The sequence below is a fragment of the Actinomadura sp. NPDC048955 genome (assembly GCF_040649435.1).
In the GTDB taxonomy this organism is placed as follows: Bacteria; Actinomycetota; Actinomycetes; order Streptosporangiales; family Streptosporangiaceae; genus Spirillospora; species Spirillospora luteofluorescens.
Map to the genome: position 1 here is coordinate 86,106 of NZ_JBEZJI010000018.1, position 22,613 is coordinate 108,718.

General features: G+C 72.9%; 17 protein-coding genes. 8 read left to right on the forward strand and 9 right to left on the reverse strand.

The genetic code is table 11. The annotated features are described in order from the left end of the window. Positions 1 to 2: 2 nt before the first annotated feature. From AB0C84_RS19405 to AB0C84_RS19420, 4 genes are all read right to left on the reverse strand, one after another. Positions 3 to 1,241 carry a hypothetical protein gene (locus AB0C84_RS19405; protein ID WP_361067883.1) on the reverse strand — a complete coding sequence of 413 codons (1,239 nt, stop codon included), beginning with the start codon at positions 1,239 to 1,241 and terminating at the stop codon, positions 3 to 5. Positions 1,242 to 1,416: 175 nt separating this feature from the next. Beyond that, complete coding sequence (locus AB0C84_RS19410; protein WP_361067886.1) at positions 1,417 to 3,483, reverse strand: M6 family metalloprotease domain-containing protein; 2,067 nt, start codon at positions 3,481 to 3,483, stop codon at positions 1,417 to 1,419. 119 nt (positions 3,484 to 3,602) lie between these two features. Further along, positions 3,603 to 4,085, reverse strand: a complete 483-nt coding sequence (gene rraA / locus AB0C84_RS19415; RefSeq protein ID WP_361067889.1) for a ribonuclease E activity regulator RraA — start codon at positions 4,083 to 4,085, stop codon at positions 3,603 to 3,605. A 27-nt stretch (positions 4,086 to 4,112) separates the two neighbouring features. After that, positions 4,113 to 4,568 (reverse strand): Lrp/AsnC family transcriptional regulator, encoded by a 456-nt coding sequence (locus AB0C84_RS19420; protein ID WP_179843855.1) that lies wholly within the window; start codon positions 4,566 to 4,568, stop codon positions 4,113 to 4,115. Positions 4,569 to 4,775: 207 nt separating this feature from the next. Here AB0C84_RS19420 and rocD point away from each other — a divergent pair, with 207 nt between their 5' ends. The 4 genes from rocD to AB0C84_RS19440 all read left to right on the forward strand — a co-directional run bounded on the left by rocD (position 4,776) and on the right by AB0C84_RS19440 (position 9,418). Further along, the gene (gene rocD / locus AB0C84_RS19425; protein ID WP_179849343.1) at positions 4,776 to 5,942 is read left to right on the forward strand and encodes an ornithine--oxo-acid transaminase; all 1,167 of its coding nucleotides are present in this window, start codon (positions 4,776 to 4,778) and stop codon (positions 5,940 to 5,942) included. A 168-nt stretch (positions 5,943 to 6,110) separates the two neighbouring features. Then, on the forward strand, positions 6,111 to 7,079 hold the full coding sequence (locus AB0C84_RS19430; protein ID WP_361067893.1) for an LCP family protein: 969 nt from the start codon (positions 6,111 to 6,113) through the stop codon (positions 7,077 to 7,079). Positions 7,080 to 7,178: 99 nt separating this feature from the next. Next, positions 7,179 to 7,805, forward strand: a complete 627-nt coding sequence (locus AB0C84_RS19435; protein WP_179843857.1) for a PadR family transcriptional regulator — start codon at positions 7,179 to 7,181, stop codon at positions 7,803 to 7,805. Continuing rightward, positions 7,805 to 9,418 (forward strand): DHA2 family efflux MFS transporter permease subunit, encoded by a 1,614-nt coding sequence (locus tag AB0C84_RS19440; protein ID WP_361067896.1) that lies wholly within the window; start codon positions 7,805 to 7,807, stop codon positions 9,416 to 9,418. The genes AB0C84_RS19435 and AB0C84_RS19440 overlap by 1 nt, the downstream gene beginning before the upstream one ends. A 7-nt stretch (positions 9,419 to 9,425) precedes the next feature. On the opposite strand, the gene AB0C84_RS19445 is transcribed toward AB0C84_RS19440, so the two are convergent. The 3 genes from AB0C84_RS19445 to AB0C84_RS19455 form a co-directional block, all read right to left on the reverse strand. After that, positions 9,426 to 10,013 (reverse strand): DUF6113 family protein, encoded by a 588-nt coding sequence (locus tag AB0C84_RS19445; RefSeq protein WP_361067899.1) that lies wholly within the window; start codon positions 10,011 to 10,013, stop codon positions 9,426 to 9,428. 23 nt (positions 10,014 to 10,036) lie between these two features. Then, entirely contained in the window at positions 10,037 to 10,936 is a 900-nt protein-coding gene (gene mshB, locus AB0C84_RS19450; RefSeq protein WP_361067902.1) for an N-acetyl-1-D-myo-inositol-2-amino-2-deoxy-alpha-D-glucopyranoside deacetylase, read from the reverse strand. Positions 10,937 to 11,020: 84 nt separating this feature from the next. Next, entirely contained in the window at positions 11,021 to 12,484 is a 1,464-nt protein-coding gene (locus tag AB0C84_RS19455; RefSeq protein WP_361067905.1) for a serine/threonine-protein kinase, read from the reverse strand. Positions 12,485 to 12,655: 171 nt separating this feature from the next. Here AB0C84_RS19455 and AB0C84_RS19460 point away from each other — a divergent pair, with 171 nt between their 5' ends. Continuing rightward, positions 12,656 to 14,740, forward strand: a complete 2,085-nt coding sequence (locus AB0C84_RS19460) for a prolyl oligopeptidase family serine peptidase (protein WP_361067908.1) — start codon at positions 12,656 to 12,658, stop codon at positions 14,738 to 14,740. A gap of 14 nt (positions 14,741 to 14,754) precedes the next feature. Here the strand turns inward: AB0C84_RS19460 and AB0C84_RS19465 are convergent, their stop codons facing one another. Next, complete coding sequence (locus AB0C84_RS19465; protein ID WP_361067911.1) at positions 14,755 to 16,479, reverse strand: ABC transporter ATP-binding protein; 1,725 nt, start codon at positions 16,477 to 16,479, stop codon at positions 14,755 to 14,757. Beyond that, a complete protein-coding gene (locus AB0C84_RS19470; RefSeq protein WP_361067914.1) occupies positions 16,476 to 18,230 on the reverse strand; it encodes an ABC transporter ATP-binding protein in 1,755 nt (584 codons plus the stop codon). The genes AB0C84_RS19465 and AB0C84_RS19470 overlap by 4 nt, the downstream gene beginning before the upstream one ends. 303 nt (positions 18,231 to 18,533) lie before the next feature. Here AB0C84_RS19470 and AB0C84_RS19475 point away from each other — a divergent pair, with 303 nt between their 5' ends. From AB0C84_RS19475 to AB0C84_RS19485, 3 genes are all read left to right on the forward strand, one after another. Next, complete coding sequence (locus AB0C84_RS19475) at positions 18,534 to 19,766, forward strand: SpoIIE family protein phosphatase (RefSeq protein ID WP_361067917.1); 1,233 nt, start codon at positions 18,534 to 18,536, stop codon at positions 19,764 to 19,766. A 201-nt stretch (positions 19,767 to 19,967) separates the two neighbouring features. Then, entirely contained in the window at positions 19,968 to 20,657 is a 690-nt protein-coding gene (locus tag AB0C84_RS19480; protein ID WP_179843865.1) for a succinate dehydrogenase cytochrome b subunit, read from the forward strand. Positions 20,658 to 20,660: 3 nt separating this feature from the next. Further along, a complete protein-coding gene (locus AB0C84_RS19485) occupies positions 20,661 to 22,613 on the forward strand; it encodes a fumarate reductase/succinate dehydrogenase flavoprotein subunit (protein WP_361067921.1) in 1,953 nt (650 codons plus the stop codon).

The window sequence follows — 22,613 nt, forward strand, 5'->3', positions numbered from 1 at the left end:
GGTCAGGAGCAGGAGGCCGCGCGAAACGCCCACAGGGCGCGCCGGCCCGGGTGTTCCGCCAGGGTGAAGATGCGGTGGCGGCCCCGGTGGCAGGACAGGTCCTCCGGTCCGTAGGAGACCGTGCGGCTCCGCACGGGGGCCCAGCCGCGCCCGGTGTAGCGGGTCGAGAAGAGCCGGCCGCGCTTGCCGCTGCGGCTCTGGGTGAACCACCACTGCCCGTGCGTCCTGACGGCGCCCTGGACCCTGTCCACGGGGAGCCGCGCGCCTCCGTCGGCGCTCGCGAGGCCGCCTCCGGCCAGTGACGCCAGCGGCCAGGAGACCACCCGTCCCCGCGGCCAGTTCGGGCGGCAGTACTCGCCCGCGATGAGGACGTGCGGCCACGTGGTGCGGTCGACCGCCGTCCACGACATGCGCAGAGGGCCCGAGCCCCTGCACTTGGCGCCGACCCGGCCGCGGGCGAAGTGCCAGCTGCTCGTCTGGGCCATCACGTACCGGAATCCGTGGGCGTAGTAGGTGCCGCCGTACAGCCCGATCCGGTCGGCGTGGCGTGTCGAGCCCGCGTTGCCCGCGGTCAGGTCGAAGATCTGCCGCATGTCGAACTCGCGCAGCCCGTGCCGGGTGTCGGCGACGTACAGCTTGTCGCCGTACCAGGCGATGCCGCCCGCGTGGATGCCGACGTCGGTGTAGGTGGGCCGCCCGTCCCGCATCTCCGGCGCGACGAGCAGGACGTGCCGGTACGCGCGCCGGTCGGGGTCGACGAACGTGAGCCTGACCCGGCCGCCGTTGTGCCAGGACACGAGGATCGGCCTGACTCCGCCCGCCCATCCCTCGCGCGCCGCCGCGTCCGAGACGGTCGTGACGCCCTGCGGGACCCAGTTCCTGGTGGTGCTGTCCGCCCCGTCGAAGCAGTAGACGAGCGAGCCCGCGGGCACCCCGGCCGCCCGGCCGCAGCCGCCGCCGAGCCTGGCGCCGCCGGACGAGCGGAGCAGTGCGGCGACGCCGGTCCTGCGGAGCCTGCCGCCCAGCGCCCTGACCGTCCCGCTCCGGTCGGTGCCGCGCCGCAGATCGAAGTCGCGCGGGTTCAGCGGCGCCGCCACGGTCCACGCCTGCGCCACGGTCCCCGCCCTCGGCTCCGCTGGTGCGGGCACCGCGTGAGCGATGCCGGGGGTGGCCGCCGCCAGGACACCCGCGGCGACGGCCGCCGTCCCCGGCCACCGGACCGCCGTCACTGTGCGTCGCATGATCATCACAGTTCGGCATCTACCCAGGCGGGACGCCCCGGACGACCCCGACATCACCTAGGGAGGGACAACTTATGTTGCGCGGCCCATTACTTCGGCGGCGTCAACCCGCGCGCCGCCCCGGCGTCGCGGACGGGACGGCCCCCGCCTGGAGGACCGTCCCGTCCGGGGTCGGTCAGCGCAGGGCGCACGTCCCCGAGTCGGACTTCGACGGGTCGCTCTCCGAGGTCCCGGTCAGGCTGAGCCGCGCGTGGCGGGCCGCGCCCGGCTTCGCCTTCGCCCAGACCTCGACCATCGTGCGGCCGTTCGCCGGGGCGGTGGCCAGCTCGTTCGGCAGCCACGTCGTCCAGCCGTCACCGGACACGGCCGCCTTGAGGCGGAACACGTCGGAGCCCTGGCGGCCGTCGCCGCCCCGGCCCGTGTTGGTGAGCGCCATCGTGCACTTCGTCCAGCCCGCGCCGGTCGGCCGGGCGGGGCCGGAGTCGACGCGCACGCCGCGCCTCTGAGGCCCGGCACCGTCCAGCGAGCCGACCGCGACCGTGTAGGACAGGACGCCCTTGCGGTCACGCCTGAGGTTCAGGACGTAGAAGTGCAGCCGGTTCGCCTGGTCGACGTACTCGTACTCGCTGCCGGAGTTCGTCCCCGCGTGGTAGAGCGCGTCCGAGAGCTGCCGGTAGTCGCCGATCGTCATCTTCTTCGGGGTGCCGTCGGGCAGGACGAAGTCGACCTTGTCGATGTCCTGCGGGTTGGCGTCCTCGACCCAGATGAACGGGGCGCGGTCCTGGTCCTTGGTCTTGGCGAGCAGGACGCCGGAGTCGGGCGTGAAGGAGTCGGTGCCCATCCGGTCGACGACTTCGAGGGTGTAGTTGTCGTAGCCGCCGCCGTCGCACAGCGGGTCGGTGCCGGTGTCGCACTTGGGGCTCTTGTCGCCGCCCTCGCCGAGCTTGACGTTGATGCCGGTGAGGCCGCCCTTGCCCGGGTCGACCGACCGGGCGGTCACGTTGGCCACGACCATCCCGGACGCGGCGAGCGCGTCCCGGCTGAGCTGGAGCACGTTGCCGCCGTCCACCATGCCGAGCTTCAGCTTGTTGCGGAGCATGTGCTGCGCGCCCATGGACCCGCCGCCCGTCGCGGGGATCGTCCACCGGCTGTGCGGGCCGCCCGGCCCGTTGAACGTGCCGCGGCTGAGCATGTCCCACGGGCCGCTGTAGGCGCGGCGCGGCGGGTCGCCGTAGGGGTTGTTGTAGTTGTCGCCGATGCCGAGGATGTGGCTGAACTCGTGGGCGTACACCGACATGCCGGAGCTCTCGGCCTGCGTCGAGGAGACGCCCGGGATGGCGTTCGGCCAGATCGTCGAGCCTGCCTGCCAGGACGTCCAGGGGACGTACCGGGTCTTCACCCAGTTCGTCAGGCCCGGGTCGCCCGGCCCCCACTCGTCCGGCACCTGCTCCTTCGTGCCGAACTTCATCTCGCCGAACTCCTGCCAGGTGGACGACTCGTCCTGCCCGGCGCTGAGGAAGAAGACGAAGTCGAACCTGCCCGCCGCCTCCTCGCCGACGTCGGCGACCCACGCGTCCCGCGCGTCCTTGCGCAGGTCGCGGTTGCAGGTGTCGCCGGCCGGGCATCCCGTTCCGCCCTGCATGCCGTCCACGCCGTACTCGTGGTCCTTGGCGGGCATCTGGTAGGCGCCGAACCCCGTGAGGTTCACGCCGAACCGGCCGCCGGAGTCCTCCATCCAGTACTCGTGGAGGGTGTGGCCGTGGTTCAGGTCCTGCGGCTTGTTGAGGAAGTCCTGGTAGAACTTCGCCACCTGCGCGCGCGGCACGTCGCCGACCTTGACCGGGTTGCCGAAGACCGACGAGTTCACCGGCTGCGTGACCTCGAACGGCTGGTTCGCGTAGTCGGCGAGGACGACCGCGACGTTGAAGTTGCGCACCGACCCCTTGCGGGCCGGGTCCGCCCACGAGGTGCCCGGGATCGCGGTGTAGTCGTCCCAGGTCATCGTGTCGGGAAGCTCGTAGTTCTGGGGGTCGATCGGGCGTGGGGCGCCCGCCGCGAACGCCTGGGCGGACGGCTGCGCCCGCTGCCACGGCTGCGTCTGCGGCCAGTGCCGCATCTGCCAGGGGTTCGCGGTCGGTTTCGGGATCCGGGGCCCCGGCTGCGCGGCGGCCGGGACGGCCGCGAGTCCCATGACCAGCCCCATCACCGCCGCGGGCACCAGCAGAATCTTCTTGGCGCGCATGTCTCCCCTACCTCAGGTGGGTTGCGGAGAGACGCTATGGACGGGCGGTTCCTCCCGGCTACGGCCGAGATATACGATCTTGCGCCGGACACCCTGTCATTTCACGCCATGGGCGCAGGTCAGAGCGGGAGTTCTCGCTCCGCGACGACGATGCCGTCCTCGTCGCTGTAGAGCCAGTCGCCCGGACGGAACTCCACCCCGCCGAACGCCACCGGGACGTCGGTCTCGCCCGCGCCGTCCTTGGCGCTCTTGCGCGGGTTCGACCCGAGGGCCTTCACGCCGAGGTCCATCCCGCGCAGCGCCGCCACGTCCCGGACCGCGCCGTTGATCACGACCCCGGCCCAGCCGCCCGCCACCGCCGAGGCGGCGATCATGTCGCCCATCAGCGCGGACGCCAGCGACGCGGCGCCGTCCACGACCAGCACCCGGCCCTCCCCCGGAGTGCCCAGCCGCCGCTTCACCAGGCCGTTGTCGCGGTGGCAGCGGACGGTCGCGACCGGACCGGCGAACGCCGTCCGCGCGCCGTACTGCCGGAACTGCGTCTCGCAGCTGCGCAGCTCGTCCCCGAAGTCGTCGATGAGGTCAGCGGTCGCGAAGTCCATGGCGGCAGCCTACTGGCCGGTAATGGCTCAGGCCGACGGCGCGTCGGTCGGGCGGCCGATGAGCCGGGACAGCACGATCGCCGTCTTCGTCGCGGTGATGTTGTCCTCGCGGCGCAGCCGTTCGAGGGCCTGCTCCAGATGCTGGATGTCGCGGGCCCGCACGTGCACGAGCGCGCTGGCGTCCCCGCTGATCGTGTACGCCGCGACGACCTCGGGATGGCCGCGCACGCTGGAGTAGATCTGCTCGGGGGACGTCGCCCCGGTGCAGAAGATCTCGATGAACGCCTCGGTCGTCCAGCCGAGCGCGGCCGGGTCGACCACGGCCGCGAAGCCGTTGATCACACCGTCCGCGCGGAGCCGGTCGACGCGCCGCTTCACCGCGGGGGCCGACAGCCCCACCTTGTCGCCGATCTGCGCGTACGAGGCACGCCCGTCCTCCAGCAGACGCGCAACGATTCGCCGGTCGAGCTCGTCAAGACGCAACAAATAACACCCCCCGAGTCGGTTTTCGTCATTGGTCGGCAGTCAATTCCGAACATACGCTGGGTACGGACCGGCGGCCACTCGATCCCGCCGGCCCCCTCCCCCTCGGCACCGGGCGCGCGCCCGGTGACCCCGCCATGCCCCGGCCCGACCGGCCGGGCCGAGCCGCGAAGGAGCGTCGTGACGCCGACCGACCAGCTGCGAGCGATGTCCGAGGACCACAGCGCGCACAACTACCACCCTCTTCCCATCGTGGTCGCCGAGGCCGACGGCGTCTGGCTGACCGACGCGGAGGGCCGCCGCTACCTGGACATGCTGGCCGCCTACTCCGCCGTCAACTTCGGGCACCGCAACCCGCGGCTGACCGAGGCTGCGCGCCGGCAGCTGGACCGCGTCACGCTGGTGAGCCGCGCGTTCGACCACGACCAGTTCGGCCCGTTCGTCACCGAGCTGGCCGAGCTGTGCGGCAAGGACATGGTGCTGCCGATGAACAGCGGCGCCGAGGCCGTCGAGACCGCCCTGAAGACGGCCCGCAAGTGGGGCTACGAGGTCAAGGGCGTCCCCGCGGGCGAGGCGAACATCATCGCGTTCGAGGGCAACTTCCACGGCCGCACGACCACCATCATCAGCTTCTCCACCGACCCCGACGCCCACGACTCCTACGGCCCCTACACGCCGGGCTTCCGGACCGTCCCGTACGGGGACGTCGAGGCGCTCAAGGCCGCGATGGACGCCAACACGGTCGGCGTGCTGATCGAGCCGATCCAGGGCGAGGCCGGCGTGAACGTCCCGCCGAGCGGGTTCCTGCGGGCCGTGCGCGAGCTGTGCACGGCGGGCGGCGCGCTGATGATCGCCGACGAGATCCAGTCGGGCCTCGGCCGCACCGGCACCACCTTCGCGGTCGAGCACGAGGACGTCGTGCCCGACGTCTACATCCTCGGCAAGGCCCTCGGCGGCGGCATCATGCCGGTGTCCGCGGTCGTCGCCGACCGGGACGTCCTCGGCGTGTTCAGGCCGGGCCAGCACGGCTCGACGTTCGGCGGCAACCCGCTCGCCTGCGCCATCGGCCGCGAGGTCATCGCGATCCTCAAGAGCGGCGAGTACCAGGAGCGCTCCCGGACGCTCGGCGCGCACCTGCACGACCGGCTCGGGCGGCTGCCCGGCGACCTCGTCCGCGAGGTGCGCGGCCGCGGCCTTTGGGCGGGCGTGGAGCTGCACGGCAAGGCCCGTCCGGTCAGCGAGCGGCTGATGGAGCTCGGCGTCCTCGCCAAGGAGACCCACGAGACCACGCTGCGTCTCGCTCCCCCGCTGGTCATCGAGCGCGACGAGCTCGACTGGGCGCTCGACCAGCTGGAGATCGCCCTCAAGGGCTGATCGCGGGACCCCCCTACAGGGCGGGGAGCACCGCCGGTCAACGGCGCCCGGCGGCGCTCCCCGCCGACCCCTCGTTTCCGTCATCGCAAACCCGGGTCTCCTCCAAGCCTCGGCCAGTGCCCGCCCGGCGAGGGGGCCTCCGCCGCCCTCCACCGTGAGGGTGAGGGGATGCTGCGGAACAGGAGTCGGCGCCGGGTGATCATCGGATGCGGGGGGCTGGCCGTCGGCCTCGTGCTGCTGCTCGCGGGCGGTCTCTACGTCCTGCAGCGCTTCTACGACGGCGAGGTCAGGCGCGTCGCGGGCGCACTGCCGACCGCCGGCGGGCGGCCCTCCTCCAGCGGGCGCGGCGAGAACTGGCTGCTGATCGGGTCCGACCGGCGCGCCGACATGCCCTCGATGGGCGCCCGCGCCGACACGATCATGCTGGTGCACCTGTCCGGGCGCGGCGACCGGGTGTCGGTGATCGCCATTCCCCGGGACGGCTGGGTGCCCGTCCCCGGGCACGGCCCCACCAAGATCAACGCGGCGTTCGCCTACGGCGGGCCGTCGCTGCTGATCCGGGCGGTGGAGCAGCTCACCCGCGTCCGAGTGGACCACTACGCCGCCCTGGACTTCGGCGGGTTCGTGAAGATGACCGACGCCCTCGGCGGCGTGGACGTCACCGTCACCAAGACGACCCACGACCCCATGCACGACCGGACCTGGCAGGCCGGACGGCACCACCTGGACGGCGTCGAGGCGCTCGACTTCGTCCGGCAGCGCTGGAACCTGCCGGGCGGCGACCTCGACCGGATCAAGCGGCAGCAGGCGTTCCTGCACGCGCTCGCCGCCAAGGCGCTGGACACCCGCAACCCGATCAAGATCGACCGGTTCGTGCGGGCCGCGACGCGCTCGGCAACCGTGGACGACTCGGTCACAGCCGGTACGCTGCGCGGGCTGGCGCACCGGCTGCTCCGGACGTCGCTGATGGAGTACCTCACGGCCCCCGTCGACCGGACGGCCGAACGCGACGGGCAGAGCGTCGTCCTCCTCGACGACGAGGGCGTCAGAGAGCTGTTCACCGCGGTCCGGGAGGACCGGGTGGGCGACTACGTGTCCCGCAACGGCGCCGCCAACACCGTGGACTCCGTGCGCTGACCTGCCCGGATATGCCCTTTTTCGCGTAGAGATGGCGAAGACGGTCTGAGTGGATTAGTCTATGTGGACTAATCGAGTTCGACCATAAGGGCCTCAGGTATGTCCCGACCCATCACGCCGCTCGCGCTGACCGTGCTGCGCATGCTGTGCGACGGGCCCATGCACCCCTACGAGATGCAGCAGCGCATCCGCGACCACGCCTACGACCAGGCCGTGAAGATCACGCACGGGTCGCTCTACCACTCGGTGGAGCGGCTCGCCGCGGGCGGGCTGATCGAGCCGCTGGAGACCAGCCGGGAGGGCCGCCGGCCCGAGCGCACCGTCTACGCCGTCACCAGCGCCGGGCGCGACGCGGCGCAGTTCCGGCTCGCCGAGCTGCTCGTCCGCCCCGCGGAGGAGTTCCCGCTGTTCGGCACCGCCCTGGCGTTCATCAACCTGCTCCCCGAGGACGAGGTCGCCCGGCTCCTGCGCAACCGGGCCATCGCCCTGGAGGCGGCGGTCGCGGGGCACCAGACCGCGCACGACTCGCTCCGCAAGCAGGGCATCGAACGCTACAAGCTGATCGACCAGGAATGGCTGATCGCGCGCCTGCGCTGCGAGCTCGACTACGTTCGGGCGCTCGTCGGGGACCTGGAGTCCGGCCGGCTCACCTTCAACGACACCGAGCCGCGGGCCATCTGCCACCCGCGGCCTCGGCCACGACGCACCGACGAGATGGGGGCCTGATGAAGAGATGGAGCGGAAATCCCTGGGCGATCCTGCTGACGCTCTCCCTCGGATTCTTCATGACGCTGCTCGACCTGACGATCGTGAACATCGCGATCCCGAGCATGATCGACAAGCTTGACGCCTCGCTGGACGAGGTCCTGTGGGTCGTCAACGCCTACGTCCTGGTGCTGGCGGTGCTGCTCATCACCGCCGGCCGCCTCGGCGACCTGTGGGGCAAGAAGAACCTGTTCATCGCCGGTGTCGCGCTGTTCACGCTGTCCAGCCTGGCGTGCGGGATCTCCCAGGACCCGGCGCAGCTGATCGCGGCCCGCGCCGTGCAGGGGCTCGGCGCCGCGCTGCTGATGCCGCAGACCATGTCCATCATCATCAGCGTGTTCCCGCCGGAGCGGCGCGGCGCCGCGCTCGGCGTCTGGGGCGCGGTGGCGGGCGTGTCCACCATCGCCGGGCCGACCGTCGGCGGGCTGCTGGTCACCAGCCTGGACTGGCGGTGGATCTTCTTCGTGAACCTGCCGATCGGCGTCCTCGTGCTGGCCATGGCCGTGCCGATCCTGCCCGGCCACACCCGCACCGTCCGGCACCGGTTCGACGTGGCGGGCGTGCTGCTGGCCTCCGCCGCGCTGTTCTGCCTCACGTTCGCGCTCACCGAGGGCCAGAAGTACCAGTGGAACGAGGGCATCTGGGGCCTGATCGCCGCCGGGCTCGCCCTGTTCGTGATCTTCGTGGTCTACCAGCGGGGACGCCAGGACCGCGAGCCGCTCGTGCCGTTCTCGCTGTTCAAGGACCGCAACTTCACGATCCTCAACCTCGTCGGCGCGGCCGTCTCGATCGGCATGATCGGCCTTTTCCTGCCGATGACGATCTACCTGCAGTCGGTGCTCGGCTTCAGCGCCCTCAAGGCGGGCCTCGTCATGGCGCCGTCGTCGCTGGTGTCGATGCTCCTCGCCCCGGTCGCGGGCCGGATGTCGGACCGCATCGGCGGCAAGTTCATCCTGATGGCCGGCCTGACCCTCTATGCCGTCGGCATGGCGTGGATGGTGATCCTCGCGCAGGTCGGCACGGACTGGACCGCGTTCATCGCCCCGCTCGTGGTGTCCGGGTTCGGCATCGGCGGCGTGTTCGCGCCGATGGCCACCGAGGCGACCCGGAACGTCCCACCGCGCCTCGCGGGCGCCGCGTCCGGCGTCAACAACACGATCCGGCAGGTGGGGTCGGTGCTCGGCAGCGCGGCCGTCGGCGCCGTCCTGCAGAACCGGCTCGCGTCGTCGCTGCGCGACGAGGCGGCCACCCGTTCGGCGGCCCTCCCGCCCGACGTGCGCGGCGGCTTCGTGCAGAGCTTCGCGGACGCCGCCAAGGGCGGCCTGGAGGTCGGCGCGGGGCAGAGCGGGGCCCGGCAGCAGATGCCGCCCGGCGTCGCGCCGAGCGTCGCGCACCGCGTCCAGGAGCTCGCCGGCCAGGTGTTCTCGCACGGGTTCGTCCACGCGATGAAGCCGACGATGTGGCTGCCGATCGGCGTCGTCCTGCTCAGCGCCGCCGCGTGCCTCACCCTCAAGGGCCACAACGCGGGCACGCCCGTCCACAAGGACGCCGAGCCCGCCTCCGTGGCGAGCTGAGGCGCCGCTAACCGCGAGGGGAACGGCCCGCCCTGCCGAGCATCCATTCGCCCGGCGGGCGGGCCGGCGGCACCAGCATGATCCCGACCACCGCGGCGATCATGCCGCCGACGACGAACAGATAGCCGGGCAGCGTCGCCGAGACGACGAGATCGCCCTCGGGGCGGCGCAGCTGCAGGAAGAACACCACGACGCCCCAGACCAGCGCGGGGATGAACGCGCCGAGCCGCCCGCCCATCGCCTTCCCCGACGCCCACGCCATCAGGAAGACCAGCGCGACCAGGACGATCGACACGAGCGGGACGGGGCCGACGGACCAGTCCTGCGCGAACGCGCCGACCACGCCGAACACCCCGCCGAGGATGCCGAGCGCCGCGTAGGCGGCTCCGGAGACGAACGCGTCACCGGGCCCCTCGCCGTCTCCCGGCTCCAGGGCCGACGCGCCGGCGCCCTCCCCCTCCGCGGGCTCGGCGTCGGCGGGCCGGGCGGCATCGGGCTCGGCGACGTCCGCCCGGGCCTCGGCGTCCCGCGCATCGGCGTCCGCCGGGAGGCCGTCCTTGGCGAGCCGCACCCGGGCCTGGTCGTCCTTGTCCACGGTCGCCAGCGTACCGGGGCCCGTCAGTCCCCCGCGCTCGCCAGACCGGCGAACAGGTCCCGCTCGCGGCGGCCGGGGCCGACCGGGCCGAGCTCGCCCGCCTGGAGGATGAAGTACTCGGTGCCGAACGCCTGCTGCCCCAGGTTGTTCGACAGCGCGAAGAACGGCCCGACCTGCTCGGGCGCGACCGTGATCTGGGTGTGGTGGGCGCGCAGCGCGGCCAGCTTGGCGGGCAGGTGGGCGCGCGCGTCCACGACCGTGGTGACCTCCCCGTCCGGGACGCCGGAGCCGAGCTCCTCCAGCCCGGCGACGCGCGCGAACGGCAGCCTGGCCTCCCGCATCACCGCGATCGCGCGGGCGAGGACCGTGCGCGGGGCCGCGTAGGCGTAGACCTTGGCCGCCCGCCACGGCTCGGCGCCGTCCTCGTGGGCGGGGTCGGCGGCCAGCTCGAACGCCCGCCACGTGACGCGGTTCGCCTGGATGTGGTCGGGGTGGCCGTAGTTGCCGCGCTCGTCATAGGTGACGATCACCTGCGGGCGGACCTCCCGGATGACGGTCACCAGGTCGCGCGCGGCGGTCGTGACGTCCGCCTGCCAGAAGCAGCGCGGGTCGTCGTTCGTGGGGGCGCCCATCATGCCGGAGTCGCGCCAGCGACCCGGACCGCCGAGGAAGCGGTGGTCCCGGACGCCGAGCGCCTCGCAGGCCGCGGCGAGCTCGCCGATCCGGTACTCGCCGAGGGCGTCCTCCTTGTCGGAGGCCAGGTGGCGCAGATCTTCGGGGATGACCTCGCCCTCCTCGCCCAACGTGCAGGTGACGAGGCAGACGTGGGCGCCCTCGGCGGCGTATTTGGCCATGCTCGCCCCGGTCCCGATGGACTCGTCGTCCGGATGGGCGTGGACGAACAGGATCCGCGGCTCCTTCATAGTCCACGAGCCTACTCAGGGCCCGGCATCGCGGCGATGACCGCCCTGCCCCGCGCATCCCGGAGGGCCGTCGCCGGGCCCCGGTCAGCCGCCGGTGCCGGTGCCGCCCGCGCCGGTGCCGCCGTCACCGCCGCCACCGGTGCCGCCGCCGCCCGTACCGCCGCCGCCGGTACCGCCGCCGCCCGTACCGCCGCCACCGGGGTCGGAGGGCGTGGTCGACGGCGTCTCGGTGGTCGGCGTGTCGGTCGGGGTCTCGGTGGTCGGCTGCTCCTGCGTCGGCCGGGACGTCTGGGGCGGAGGCGTGTTCCGGTGCGTCCGGGTGCGGGTCGGAGCGGGGGCCTCGGGCTCCTCGGTCGTCGGCGTCTCCGAGACCGTCCCGGAGTCGGTGACCACCGGGGTGGCCGGGTCGTTCGAGGAGCCGTCACCGTCGCCCTTGGCCGCCATGAACAGGCCCACGACCAGCGCCAGCACGGCGATCGCGGCGACCGCGCCGAAGATCGGCGCCTTGGACTTGCGCTCGGGCTCCCAGTTGTCGTACCGGGCGCGGCCGGCCCCGGTCTGGGGCCCCGCCGGTGGGAGGGTCCCGGTGTAGTCGCGGGGCGCGACGTGAGGCGCGCCGCGGCCCGGCTGGGTGGCGCCCGCCATCATCCCGGCGCCGGCGAGACCGCCCGCGGCGAGCGTCGACCCCTCCGCCAGCATCGTGGTGGCCTGGGCCGGGTCGTCCATGCGGGTCTGCCCGGCGCCGCCCGGGCCGCTGCCGATCAGCGCCATCATGATCTGCTGCGCGGTGGGCCGCCGCTCCGGCTCCTTGACCAGGCAGGCCCCGATCAGCCGGTGCAGGTCGGGGGGCACGCCGTCCAGCGACGGCGGCTCGTGCATCACCCGGTTGATCACCGCGACGACGGTGTCGTCGCCGAACGGGGGGTGCCCGGTCGCGGCGAACACGATCGTGGTGGCCCAGGCCCACACGTCCACGGCCTCGGTGAGGGTGGCGCCCGCCACCTGCTCGGGCGCCATGTAGGACGGGGTGCCGATCGCCTTGGTCGCGTTGGTCTGCCCGGTGTCCAGGGCCCGCGCGATACCGAAGTCGATCACCCGGGGGCCGTCCGGCGCCATGATCACGTTGTGCGGCTTGAAGTCGCGGTGCACGATCCCGGCCTGGTGGATCGCGACCATAGCGGTCGCGGTGCCGATCGCGAGCCGGTCCAGCGGCGCCCCGCTGATCGGGCCGGTCTCGGTGACCTGCTTGTACAGCGACGGCCCAGGCACGTACTCGCTGGCGATGTAGGGCTGGTCGCCCGCGACGTCGGCCTCCAGGACCTGCGCGGTGCAGAACCGGGCGACCTGCTTGGCCGCCTGCGCCTCCCGGACGAACCGGTTGCGCGCCATTGTGTCCCCCGCCAGGTCGGCGCGCAGAAGCTTGATCGCGGCGCGGTTCCCGGAGGCGTCGACCCCGCCGTAGACGACGCCCTGACCGCCCTCGCCGAGCCTGTCGACGATCTCGTAGGAACCGAGCCGCCGGGGGTCTCCCGGCTGCAGCTCAGGCATTGACAACTCCTCAGCCCGCGACGACGAAAGTGCTTGGGGAAGCTTTGAGCTTACGCGAGCGCGGACACGGGCACGGGACATTCCCGTCCACCACGCGACGACCCGTGATCATAGAGGGCAGGAGGCCGCCGTGCGCCGCAGTTCCATACCGTCCTGGCAGACTCGGCTGCCATGAGCATCAGCTATCCGCGGCAGAGCGCCCGCACGCGACGGTTCAGCCTCGGCGTCCCGCGCGCCTTCCAGATCGCGCCGGACGGGACGCGCGTCGCCTTCCTGCGCACCCGGGCGGGGGACGATCCGGTGACCTGCCTGTGGACGCTGGACACCGCCACCGGCGAGGAGGAGTGCGTCGCCGACCCGGCCGCGCTGGACGTGCCGGGCGAGGAGGACCTGCCCGCCGAGGAGCGGGCCCGGCGCGAGCGCGCCCGGGAGCAGGCGGGCGGCATCGTCGGGTACGCGACCGACCGCGCCATGGGGCAGGCCGTCTTCACCCTGGGCGGGCGCCTGTACGCCGTCGACCTCGGCACCGCGCTCGTGCGGGAGCTGCCCGCCCGGCCGCCCGTCTTCGACCCGCGCCCCGACCCGGCGGGCCGCCGCGTCGCGTACGTGTCGGGCCGCACGCTGCGGGTCGTCGAGCTGGAGGACGGGGAGGACCGCGCGCTCGTGGAGCCCGAGTCCGGCCAGGTCTCCTACGGTCTGGCCGAGTTCGTCGCGGCGGAGGAGATGGGCCGGATGCGGGGCCACTGGTGGTCGCCCGACGGCGGGACCCTGCTGGTCGCGCGGGTGGACGAGACCCCGGTGCAGCGCTGGCACATCGCCGACCCGGCCAACCCGGACCGGCCGCCGTCCGAGATCGCCTACCCGGCGGCCGGCACCCCGAACGCCCTGGTGTCCCTGGTGCTGCTGAAGGTGGACGGCGGGCGGCTCGCCGTGGCCTGGGACCGCGGCATGTTCCCCTACCTCGTGACCGCCACCTGGGACCGGCACGGCCTGCTGATCGTCGTGCAGTCCCGCGACCAGCGCTCCCAGCGTGTGCTGCGGGTCGATCCGACCAATGGCGAGACGGCGCTGCTGCACACCGAGCACGACCCGATCTGGACCGAGGTCATCCCCGGCCTGCCCGTCCGCACGCACGGCGGCGACCTCGTCTGGGCCACCGAGGACGCGGAGACCGACACCCGCCGGCTCACCGTCGCGGGACGTCCCGTCACGCCCGGCGGCCTCCAGCTGCGCTCCGTGCTCGGCGTGGACGGCGAGTCGATCCTGTTCACCGCCTGGGAGGAGCCCACCGAGGTCCACCTCTACTCCTACGAGGGCGGCGAGGTGACCCGGCTCAGCGAGGGGCCGGGCGTCTTCGGCGGCACCCGGTCCGGGGGCGTCACCGTGGTCTCGGGCGCGCGGCTGGACCGCCTCGGCTCGCAGGCCGAGGTGCGCACGCCGGCCGCGGTCCACCCCGTCGCCTCGTTCGCCGAGACCCCGGTGATCACGCCGCGGGTGGAGCTGCTGCGCTCCGGCGACCGCGAGCTGCGCACCGCCGTCGTGCTGCCCACCGGCTGGGAGCGGGGCCACGGCCGCCTGCCCGTCCTGATGGACCCCTACGGCGGCCCGCACGCGCAGCGCGTCCTCGCCGTCCAGCGCTCGTACTGCGAGGCGCAGTGGCTCGCCGACCAGGGCTTCGCCGTCGTGATCGCGGACGGCCGCGGCACCCCCGGACGCGGACCCGCCTGGGAACGCGCCGTGCGCGGCGACTTCGTCGGGCCCGTCCTGGACGACCAGATCAACGCGCTGATCGAGGCGGCCCGCAAGCATCCCGCGGCCCTCGACCTCGACCGCGTCGGCATCCGCGGCTGGTCGTTCGGCGGCTGGCTCGCGGCCCTGGCCGTCATGCGGCGCCCGGACGTCTTCCACGCGGCCGTCGCCGGCGCCCCGGTCACCGACTGGCGCCTGTACGACACCCACTACACCGAGCGGTACCTGGGCCACCCAGACGAGGAGCCGGAGAACTACGCCGACAACTCCCTCCTCGGCATGGCCGCCGACCTGAAGCGGCCACTGATGATCATCCACGGCCTGGCGGACGACAACGTGGTGGCCGCCCACACCCTGCGCCTGTCCTCGGCCCTCCTGGCCGCCGGCCGCCCGCACACCGTCCTCCCCCTCTCAGGCGTCACCCACATGACCCCGCAAGAGGTGGTCGCCGAAAACCTCCTCCACATCCAGGTCCACTTCCTAAAGGAAGCGCTGGCCGGCCAGTAGTCGCGTGAGGCGGCTCAGCTCCTCCAACTGGCCCATAGGGCCGCGTAGGAGCCTTGGGTGGCCAGGAGCTCTTCGTGGGTGCCCAGCTCTGTGATGCGGCCGTTCTCGACTACGGCGACGCGGTCGGCGTCGTGGGCGGTGTGGAGGCGGTGGGCTATGGCGACGACGGTGCGGCCGTCCAGGACGGCGGCGAGCGAGCGTTCGAGGCGGCGGGCGGCGCGCGGGTCGAGCAGGGACGTCGCCTCGTCCAGGACGAGGGTGTGCGGGTCGGCGAGGACGAGCCGGGCCAGGGCGAGCTGCTGGGCCTGGGCGGGTGAGAGGGTCTCGCCGCCCGAGCCGACGACGGTGTCGAGGTCGGGGCCGTCCCAGTCGACGGCGGCCAGGACCCGGCGGACGTCGTCGTCGGAGGCGCCCTCGCGGGCCATCACGAGGTTCTGGCGGAGGGTGCCGCGGAACACGTGGTGCTCCTGGGTGACCAGCGCGACGTGGCCGCGCAGGTCGTCCAGGGGCAGCCCGACCAGGGGGACGCCGCCGCCGGCGCCCACGGTGACCTCGCCCGCGCGCGGCCCGTCGACCCCGGCGAGCAGGCGGCCGAGCGTCGACTTGCCGGCGCCGCTGGGCCCGACCATCGCCAGGCGCTCGCCCGGCCGCAGGTCGAGGTCCACGCCGTGCAGGACGTCGTGGCCGCGGCGGTAGGAGTAGTGGACGTCGCGCGCCGCGATCTGCTCGCCGGTGGGCCGGTCCCCGTTCGGCGTGCGGTCGGGCGGGACGTTGCCGACGCCGAGCAGCCGGGCCAGGGAGGCGCCGCCGAGCTGCAGCTCGTCGAGCCACTGCATGAGCGTGTCCACCGGCTCGATGAGCTGCTGGGCGTAGAGGGTCGCGGCGGTCACCTGCGCGAGGGTCGCCATGCCGTTGATGTAGAGCAGGCCGCCGACGAGCAGCGTCGACACGACCGGCAGGACGAAGCTCATCTCCATCACCGGGAACAGCACCGTGCGCAGCCGCAGCGTGTACCGCTCGATCGTGTAGGACGCCGCGATGTCGGCGTCGCCGCGCTCGTGCCGGCGCCCGGCGAGGCCCAGGGCCTCCACGGTCCGGGCGCCCTGGACGGTCTCGGTCAGCCCGTCGGCGATACGCGCCCACGACGCGTTCTCCCGCAGGTAGCCCTTGTGGGCGCGGGGCAGGTACCAGCGCATCACCGCGACCAGCATCGGCACCGCGACCAGGGCGGGCAGCGCGACGAGCGGGCCGTTCAGCATCAGCGCGGCGACGGTGAACCCGCCGACGACGACGGCGACGAGGGTCTCCGGCATCGCGTAGCGGACGGAGGTGCTCAGCGTGTCGACGTCGCGGGAGGCCCGGGTGACCAGGTCGCCGGTGCCCGCGCGCTCGACCGTGGAGAGCGGCAGCGCCATGACGCGGTCGACGAACTCCTCGCGGAGCTCGGCCAGCACCCGCTCGCCCAGCTTCGCCGACGTCAGGTAGGCGTACCGGACCAGCACGCCCTGGACGATCACGAACCCGGCGATGGCCAGGCCGGTGGTGTCGATGTCGGCGCTGCCGTCGCGGACGCCCTCCACGAGCGAGCCGAGCAGCCGCGGCGTGACGAGCCCGGTCAGGGCGGCCAGCGCGTGCAGGGCCAGCACTCCGGCGAGGTCGCGCGGGTGCCGCAGGACGAGCCGCCGCGCGTAGGCCCGCACCTGCGCGGGCGTCGCGACCGGCAGGATCTGTGCGCTCACGTTCCAGCCCTTTCCGCCGCCTCGCCCCTGGTGACGGTCGCCGCGTAGCGGGGCTCTGCGTCCAGCAGTTCCCGGTGCGTTCCCTCCGCGACGACCAGGCCGTCGCACACGAAGGCGACGCGGTCCGCACGGTCCAGCATCAGCGGGCTCGTCGTGCACACCACGGTGGTGCGGCCCGCGCGCGCTTCGCCGAGCCTTTCGGCGATGCGCGCCTCGGTGTGCGCGTCCACCGCGCTGGTCGGCTCCACGAGGACGAGGACGTCGGGGTCGGCGGCGAGCGCCCTCGCCAGGCGGAGGCGCTGCTGCTGGCCGCCGGAGAACTCCCGTCCGGCCTCGGCCACGTGCGCGCCGAGCCCGACCGAGTCGACGACGTCCTCGGCGCAGGCGGCGTGGATCGCCGCCCGCAGCGCGGGCTCGCCGGCGCCCGGCGCGAGGGACTCGGCCAGCGGGCCGGAGAACAGCCGGTCCTCGTTGACCGCGACCAGGATCCGCCCGCGGACGTCCTCGACCGCGCGCAGCGGGACGCCGCCGAAGTCGACCTCGCCGTCCTCGTACCGGCCGAGGCGGTCGGCGACGGCCTGCGCGTCGCGCGGGTCGGCGGCGGCGATCGCGGTGAACCGGCCCGGCCGCACGACCAGCCCCGAGGCGATGTCGACCAGCTCGGCGTCCGCCGCCGGGCGGGCCGTCCCGGTGGCGGGCAGCTCCGGGTCGAGCCGCAGCAGCGCGGTGACCCGGCCCGCCGCCACCAGCCCCTTGGTGATCTTGCTGGCGGCCTCGCCGAGGGTCTTCAGCGGGACGATCAGGAACACCGCGTACCCGTAGAAGGCGACCAGCTCGCCGACGCCGATCGCCCCCCGCACGGCGAACCGGGCGCCGGCCCAGGTGACCAGCGCGATCAGCAGGCCGGGCAGCAGCACCTCGGCGCCGTTCATCCGCGTCTCGGCCCGCGCGACCGCCACCCCGGCCGCGCGCACCCGCTGCGACTCCGCGCGGTAGCGGCCGGAGAACAGCGCCTCGCCGCCGATGCCGCGCAGCACCCGCAGCCCCGCGACCAGGTCGGTGGCGTGCGTGGCCAGCTCGCCGACCAGCTCGCGGTGCGCCTGCTCCCGCTCGCGGTAGGGGCGCAGCAGCGGCGCCGCGGCCACCAGGATCAGCGGGACGCCGACCAGCACGATCAGGCCGAGCGGCGGCGACGTCGACAGCAGGATGCCGGCCACGACGACGATCGCGACCACGGCGCCCGAGCCGCGCGCGATGATGTCGACGGTGTCGCCGATGTGCGACACGTCGGAGAGCCCGACGCTCACCACCTCGCCGGCGCTGAGCCGCTTCGGCAGCGTCGAGCCGAGGCGGGTGGCCTGCCGGGTGACGAGCTGGACGGTCCGGTACGCGGCGGAGAGCCAGTTGAACACGGCGCACCGGTGCCGGAGCACGCCCGTCACGGCCTGCGCGGCGCCGAGGCCGAGCAGGACGGCGGCCCACGTCACGAGGGCGCCCTCGTCTCGCGCCGCGACGCCGTCGCCGATGGCGCGGCCGAGCGCGGCGGGCATCAGCGCCTGGCTGAGCATCCAGGCCACGCCGAAGAGGGCGCCCGCGGTCACGCTGCGCCACTGGACGCGCAGCAGCGACAGCAGGTAGCGGGCGGGGGATCCGCCGTCTCCGCGGGCGGCGCTCCAGGGGTCGAGGTACGTCGCTCGCCCTCGCGCAGCGTGGTCGGGGCCGCCAGGATCTTTCACCGGCAACGACTTCACCCGACGAAGGTTATGCAGCGGAACCCTCTGTGCACGACTGGTTTTTCAGCAGCGGAAACGAGTTTCGGTCCGTCCGGAAACGCCGACAAAGGCGGGCGCAGGGGGTGCGCCCGGACGTGGGGACACGCTAAGGTCGTCACCGTACGGAGCGACGCTTCCTCCGCTCCATGAGCCGGGACACGTGGCGGCCGAGCCCGAGCCGCCGCCCCGGCACGGCCCGTACCGCTCCCTGCGGCCGCAGGGACGAGCGGGACGACGCGGTCGTTGCCAGTGCCGTCGCCAGCCCGACATTCCGGAAGCCCTGTGAGCACCATCAGTCACCAGACGCATCCCCTCACGCCAGGTACCGAGGACAGGATCGAGCTGCTCCTCATCGACGACGACCCCACCGACGTGCTCATGGTGGAGAAGATGCTCGCCGACAGCGGCCTGGACGCGGGGATCACGGTCGCGCACGACCTGGACGCCGCGAGGCGCATGCTGACGCGGCGCACGCAGTGCATCATCGTCGACCTGTCCACGCCCGGCATCGACCGGCTGGAGGGGCTGCGGCGGGTGCTCGCGCTGTCCGGTCCGGCCGCCGTCGTCGTGCTGACCGGCCTGGACGACGGCCGCCTCGGCGTGCAGGCGGTCGCCGCGGGCGCCGAGGACTACCTGGTCAAGCAGGAGATCGACGGGCCGCTGCTGGCCCGCGCGATCCGCTATGCCATAGAGCGCAAGCGCTCGGAGGAGACCGAGCGGCGGCTCGTCGAGGCCCGCATCCTCGGCCGCGAGAACGCCCGGCTGGAGCGCGGCCTGCTGCCGGTCCCGCTGATCGAGGACCCGACGCTGCGGCACCACACCCGCTACCGGCCCGGCCGGCGGCGCGCGCTGCTCGGCGGCGACTTCTACGACACCGTGCAGACCGAGGGCGGCGCCGTCCACCTGATGATCGGGGACGTCTGCGGGCACGGCCCCGACGAGGCGGCCCTCGGCGTCCAGCTCCGCATGGCGTGGCGGACGCTCGTCCTCGCCGGGCACACCGGCGAGCAGCTGCTCGGCACCCTCGACACCGTCCTCGGGCACGAGCGGCGCAGCGAGGAGATCTTCACCACCCTCTGCATGGTCACGATCGCGCCGTCCCGGCGGACCGCCCGGATGCACCTCGCCGGGCACCCCGCGCCGCTGCTGTTCCGCGGGGCGCCGGGCGCGGGCGGTGAGGTCGCGGCGCTGCCCGACTACGCGCACGGCCCGGCGCTCGGCCTGGTGCCCGGCGCCGAGTGGCCGACCACCGAGATCGACCTCGGCGAGTCCTGGGGCCTGATGCTCTACACCGACGGCCTGATCGAGGGCCGGGTCGGCGAGGGCTCGGACCGGCTCGGCACCGACGGCCTGGTCGGCCTGGCCCGCACCGCCCGCACCCGGGGCGCGGCCGGACGGTCGCTGATCGACGCCCTGGTGACCGAGGTGGAGCGCCTCAACGGCGACGCCCTGACCGACGACCTCGCCGTCCTGCTGCTGTCGCGGCAGGCCGGGCCGGACGGTTCAGGGCGCTGAACACAGGCCCCTGACCTCCGTCAATGTCTTCTGGGTCACTCCCAGGCAGAGTTCCCGCACCCCCTGTGAAGTCCCTCACCCACGGTGGTGTCACGGAACGGACACAAGCCGCGCTCAGCATGTGTTCATAGCCTGCGGCTATCGCCACAAGTGCGCTCATGACTTGGAACGAATCGCCGAACCGGACATAGCGTGCAGGCCGTGGCTATAGCGATACCTGCGATCTACCGATCGACCGTCGGCAAGAAGGCCGTGATGGCCGTCACCGGCGGCATCCTCGTGCTGTACCTGGTCGCGCACATGATCGGGAACCTGAAGATCTTCCTCGGCGCGGAGGATTTCAACCACTACGCCGAGTGGCTGCGCACGATGGGCGAGCCCGCCGTGCCGCGGCGGACGGTGCTGACGGTCATCGAGCTGGTGCTCGGCGTCTCGGTCGTCCTGCACATGTGGTCGGCGGTGTCGCTCGGCAAGCGCGCGGCGCACGCGCGCCCCGTCAAGTACCAGTCGAAGAAGAAGTCGCACGCGCAGGGCTACGCCGTCCGGACGATGCGGTACGGCGGGATCATCATCGCCGTCTACATCATCTGGCACCTGCTCGACCTCACGTTCTTCGCCCTGAACCCCAAGGGCGCCGACGCCACCCCCTACGAGCGGATGGTCGCCGACTTCGACCCGTCCCGCTGGTACATCACGGTCTGGTACGTCGTCGCGATCCTGCTGGTGGGCCTCCACCTCAACCACGGCATCTGGAGCGCCTTCCAGACGCTGGGACTGCGCACGCCGCGCAGCCACAACGCCCTGCGGGGCCTCGCCGCGACCACCGCCGCGCTCGTCACGCTCGGCTTCGTCGCCGTCCCCGTCTCCATCACGTTCGGATGGGTGAGCTGATCCATGGCAGCTGACGACATGACCCACGGCTACTACACCTCCGGCGAGCCGATCGCCGACGCCAAGTCCCCGGCCGGCGCCATCGAGGAGCGCTGGACGACCCGCAAGTTCGAGGCCAAGCAGGTCAACCCGGCCAACAAGCGCAAGAAGAAGATCATCATCATCGGCACGGGGCTGGCCGGCGGCTCGGCCGGGGCCACCCTCGGCGAGGCCGGCTACCACGTCCAGCAGTTCTGCTTCCAGGACTCCCCGCGCCGCGCCCACTCGATCGCCGCGCAGGGCGGCATCAACGCCGCCAAGAACTACCGCAACGACGGCGACAGCGTGTACCGGCTGTTCTACGAGACGGTCAAGGGCGGCGACTTCCGGTCCCGCGAGTCCAACGTGTACCGGCTCGCCGACATCTCCCGGCAGATCATCGACCAGTGCGTCGCGCAGGGCGTCCCGTTCGCCCGCGAGTACGGCGGCCTGCTCGACAACCGCTCCTTCGGCGGCACGCAGGTCTCCCGGACCTTCTACGCGCGCGGCCAGACGGGCCAGCAGCTGCTCCTCGGCGCCTACCAGGCGCTGATGCGGCAGGTGGACGCCGGGAACGTGGAGCTGTACCCGCGGCACGAGATGCTCGACCTGATCATGGAGGACGGGCGGGCGCGCGGCGTCGTCGTCCGGAACCTCATCGACGGCGAGATCAAGCACTACACGGCGGACGCGGTGGTGCTGGCGTCCGGCGGCTACGGCAACGTGTACTTCCTGTCCACGAACGCGATGGGCTCGAACGTCACCGCGTCCTGGCGCGCCCACCGGCACGGCGCCCTGTTCGCCAACCCCTGCTACACCCAGATCCACCCGACGTGCATCCCGGTCAGCGGCGACCACCAGTCGAAGCTGACGCTGATGTCGGAGTCGCTGCGCAACGACGGCCGCGTGTGGGTGCCGAAGAAGGCCGGCGACACCCGCAGGCCCTACGACATCCCCGAGGACGAGCGCGACTACTACCTGGAGCGCATCTACCCGTCGTTCGGCAACCTCGTCCCGCGCGACATCGCCTCCCGCGCGGCCAAGAACGTGTGCGACGAGGGGCGCGGCGTCGGCCCCGGCGGCCTCGGCGTCTACCTCGACTTCGCCGACGCGATCGCGCGCCTCGGCCGGGACAAGGTCGAGGCCAAGTACGGCAACCTCTTCGAGATGTACGAGCGCATCACCGGCGAGAACCCCTACGACACGCCGATGCGCATCTACCCCGCCGTCCACTACACGATGGGCGGCCTGTGGGTGGACTACGACCTGGAGTCCACGGTCCCGGGCCTGTTCGTCATCGGCGAGGCGAACTTCTCCGACCACGGCGCGAACCGGCTGGGCGCCTCCGCGCTGATGCAGGGCCTGGCCGACGGCTACTTCGTCCTGCCGAACACCATCGGCGACTACATCGCCCGCAACAGCCTCCCCCCGGTCGCCGAGACGGCGATCGGCGAGGCGCGGGAGCGGGTGCGGACGCGCATCGAGCGGCTGCTGTCGATCGACGGCGACCGCTCCGTCGACTCCTTCCACCGCGAGCTCGGCCACATCATGTGGGAGTACTGCGGCATGGAGCGCACCGAGGAGGGGCTGCGCAAGGCGCTGGACCTCATCCCGGCGCTGCGCGAGGAGTTCTGGACGCGCGTCAAGGTCACCGGCAAGGGCGAGGAGCTGAACCAGCAGCTGGAGAAGGCGGGCCGCGTCGCCGACTTCTTCGAGCTGGCCGAGCTGATGGTCGTCGACGCGCTGCACCGCGCCGAGTCCTGCGGCGGCCACTTCCGGGCCGAGAGCCAGGACGAGGACGGCGAGGCCAAGCGCGACGACGACAACTTCGGCTACGTCGCCGCCTGGGAATGGGCCGGGGAGGACGCGCAGCCCGTCCTCCACAAGGAGGCCCTCAACTTCGAGTACGTCAAGCCCACGCAGAGGTCGTACAAGTAA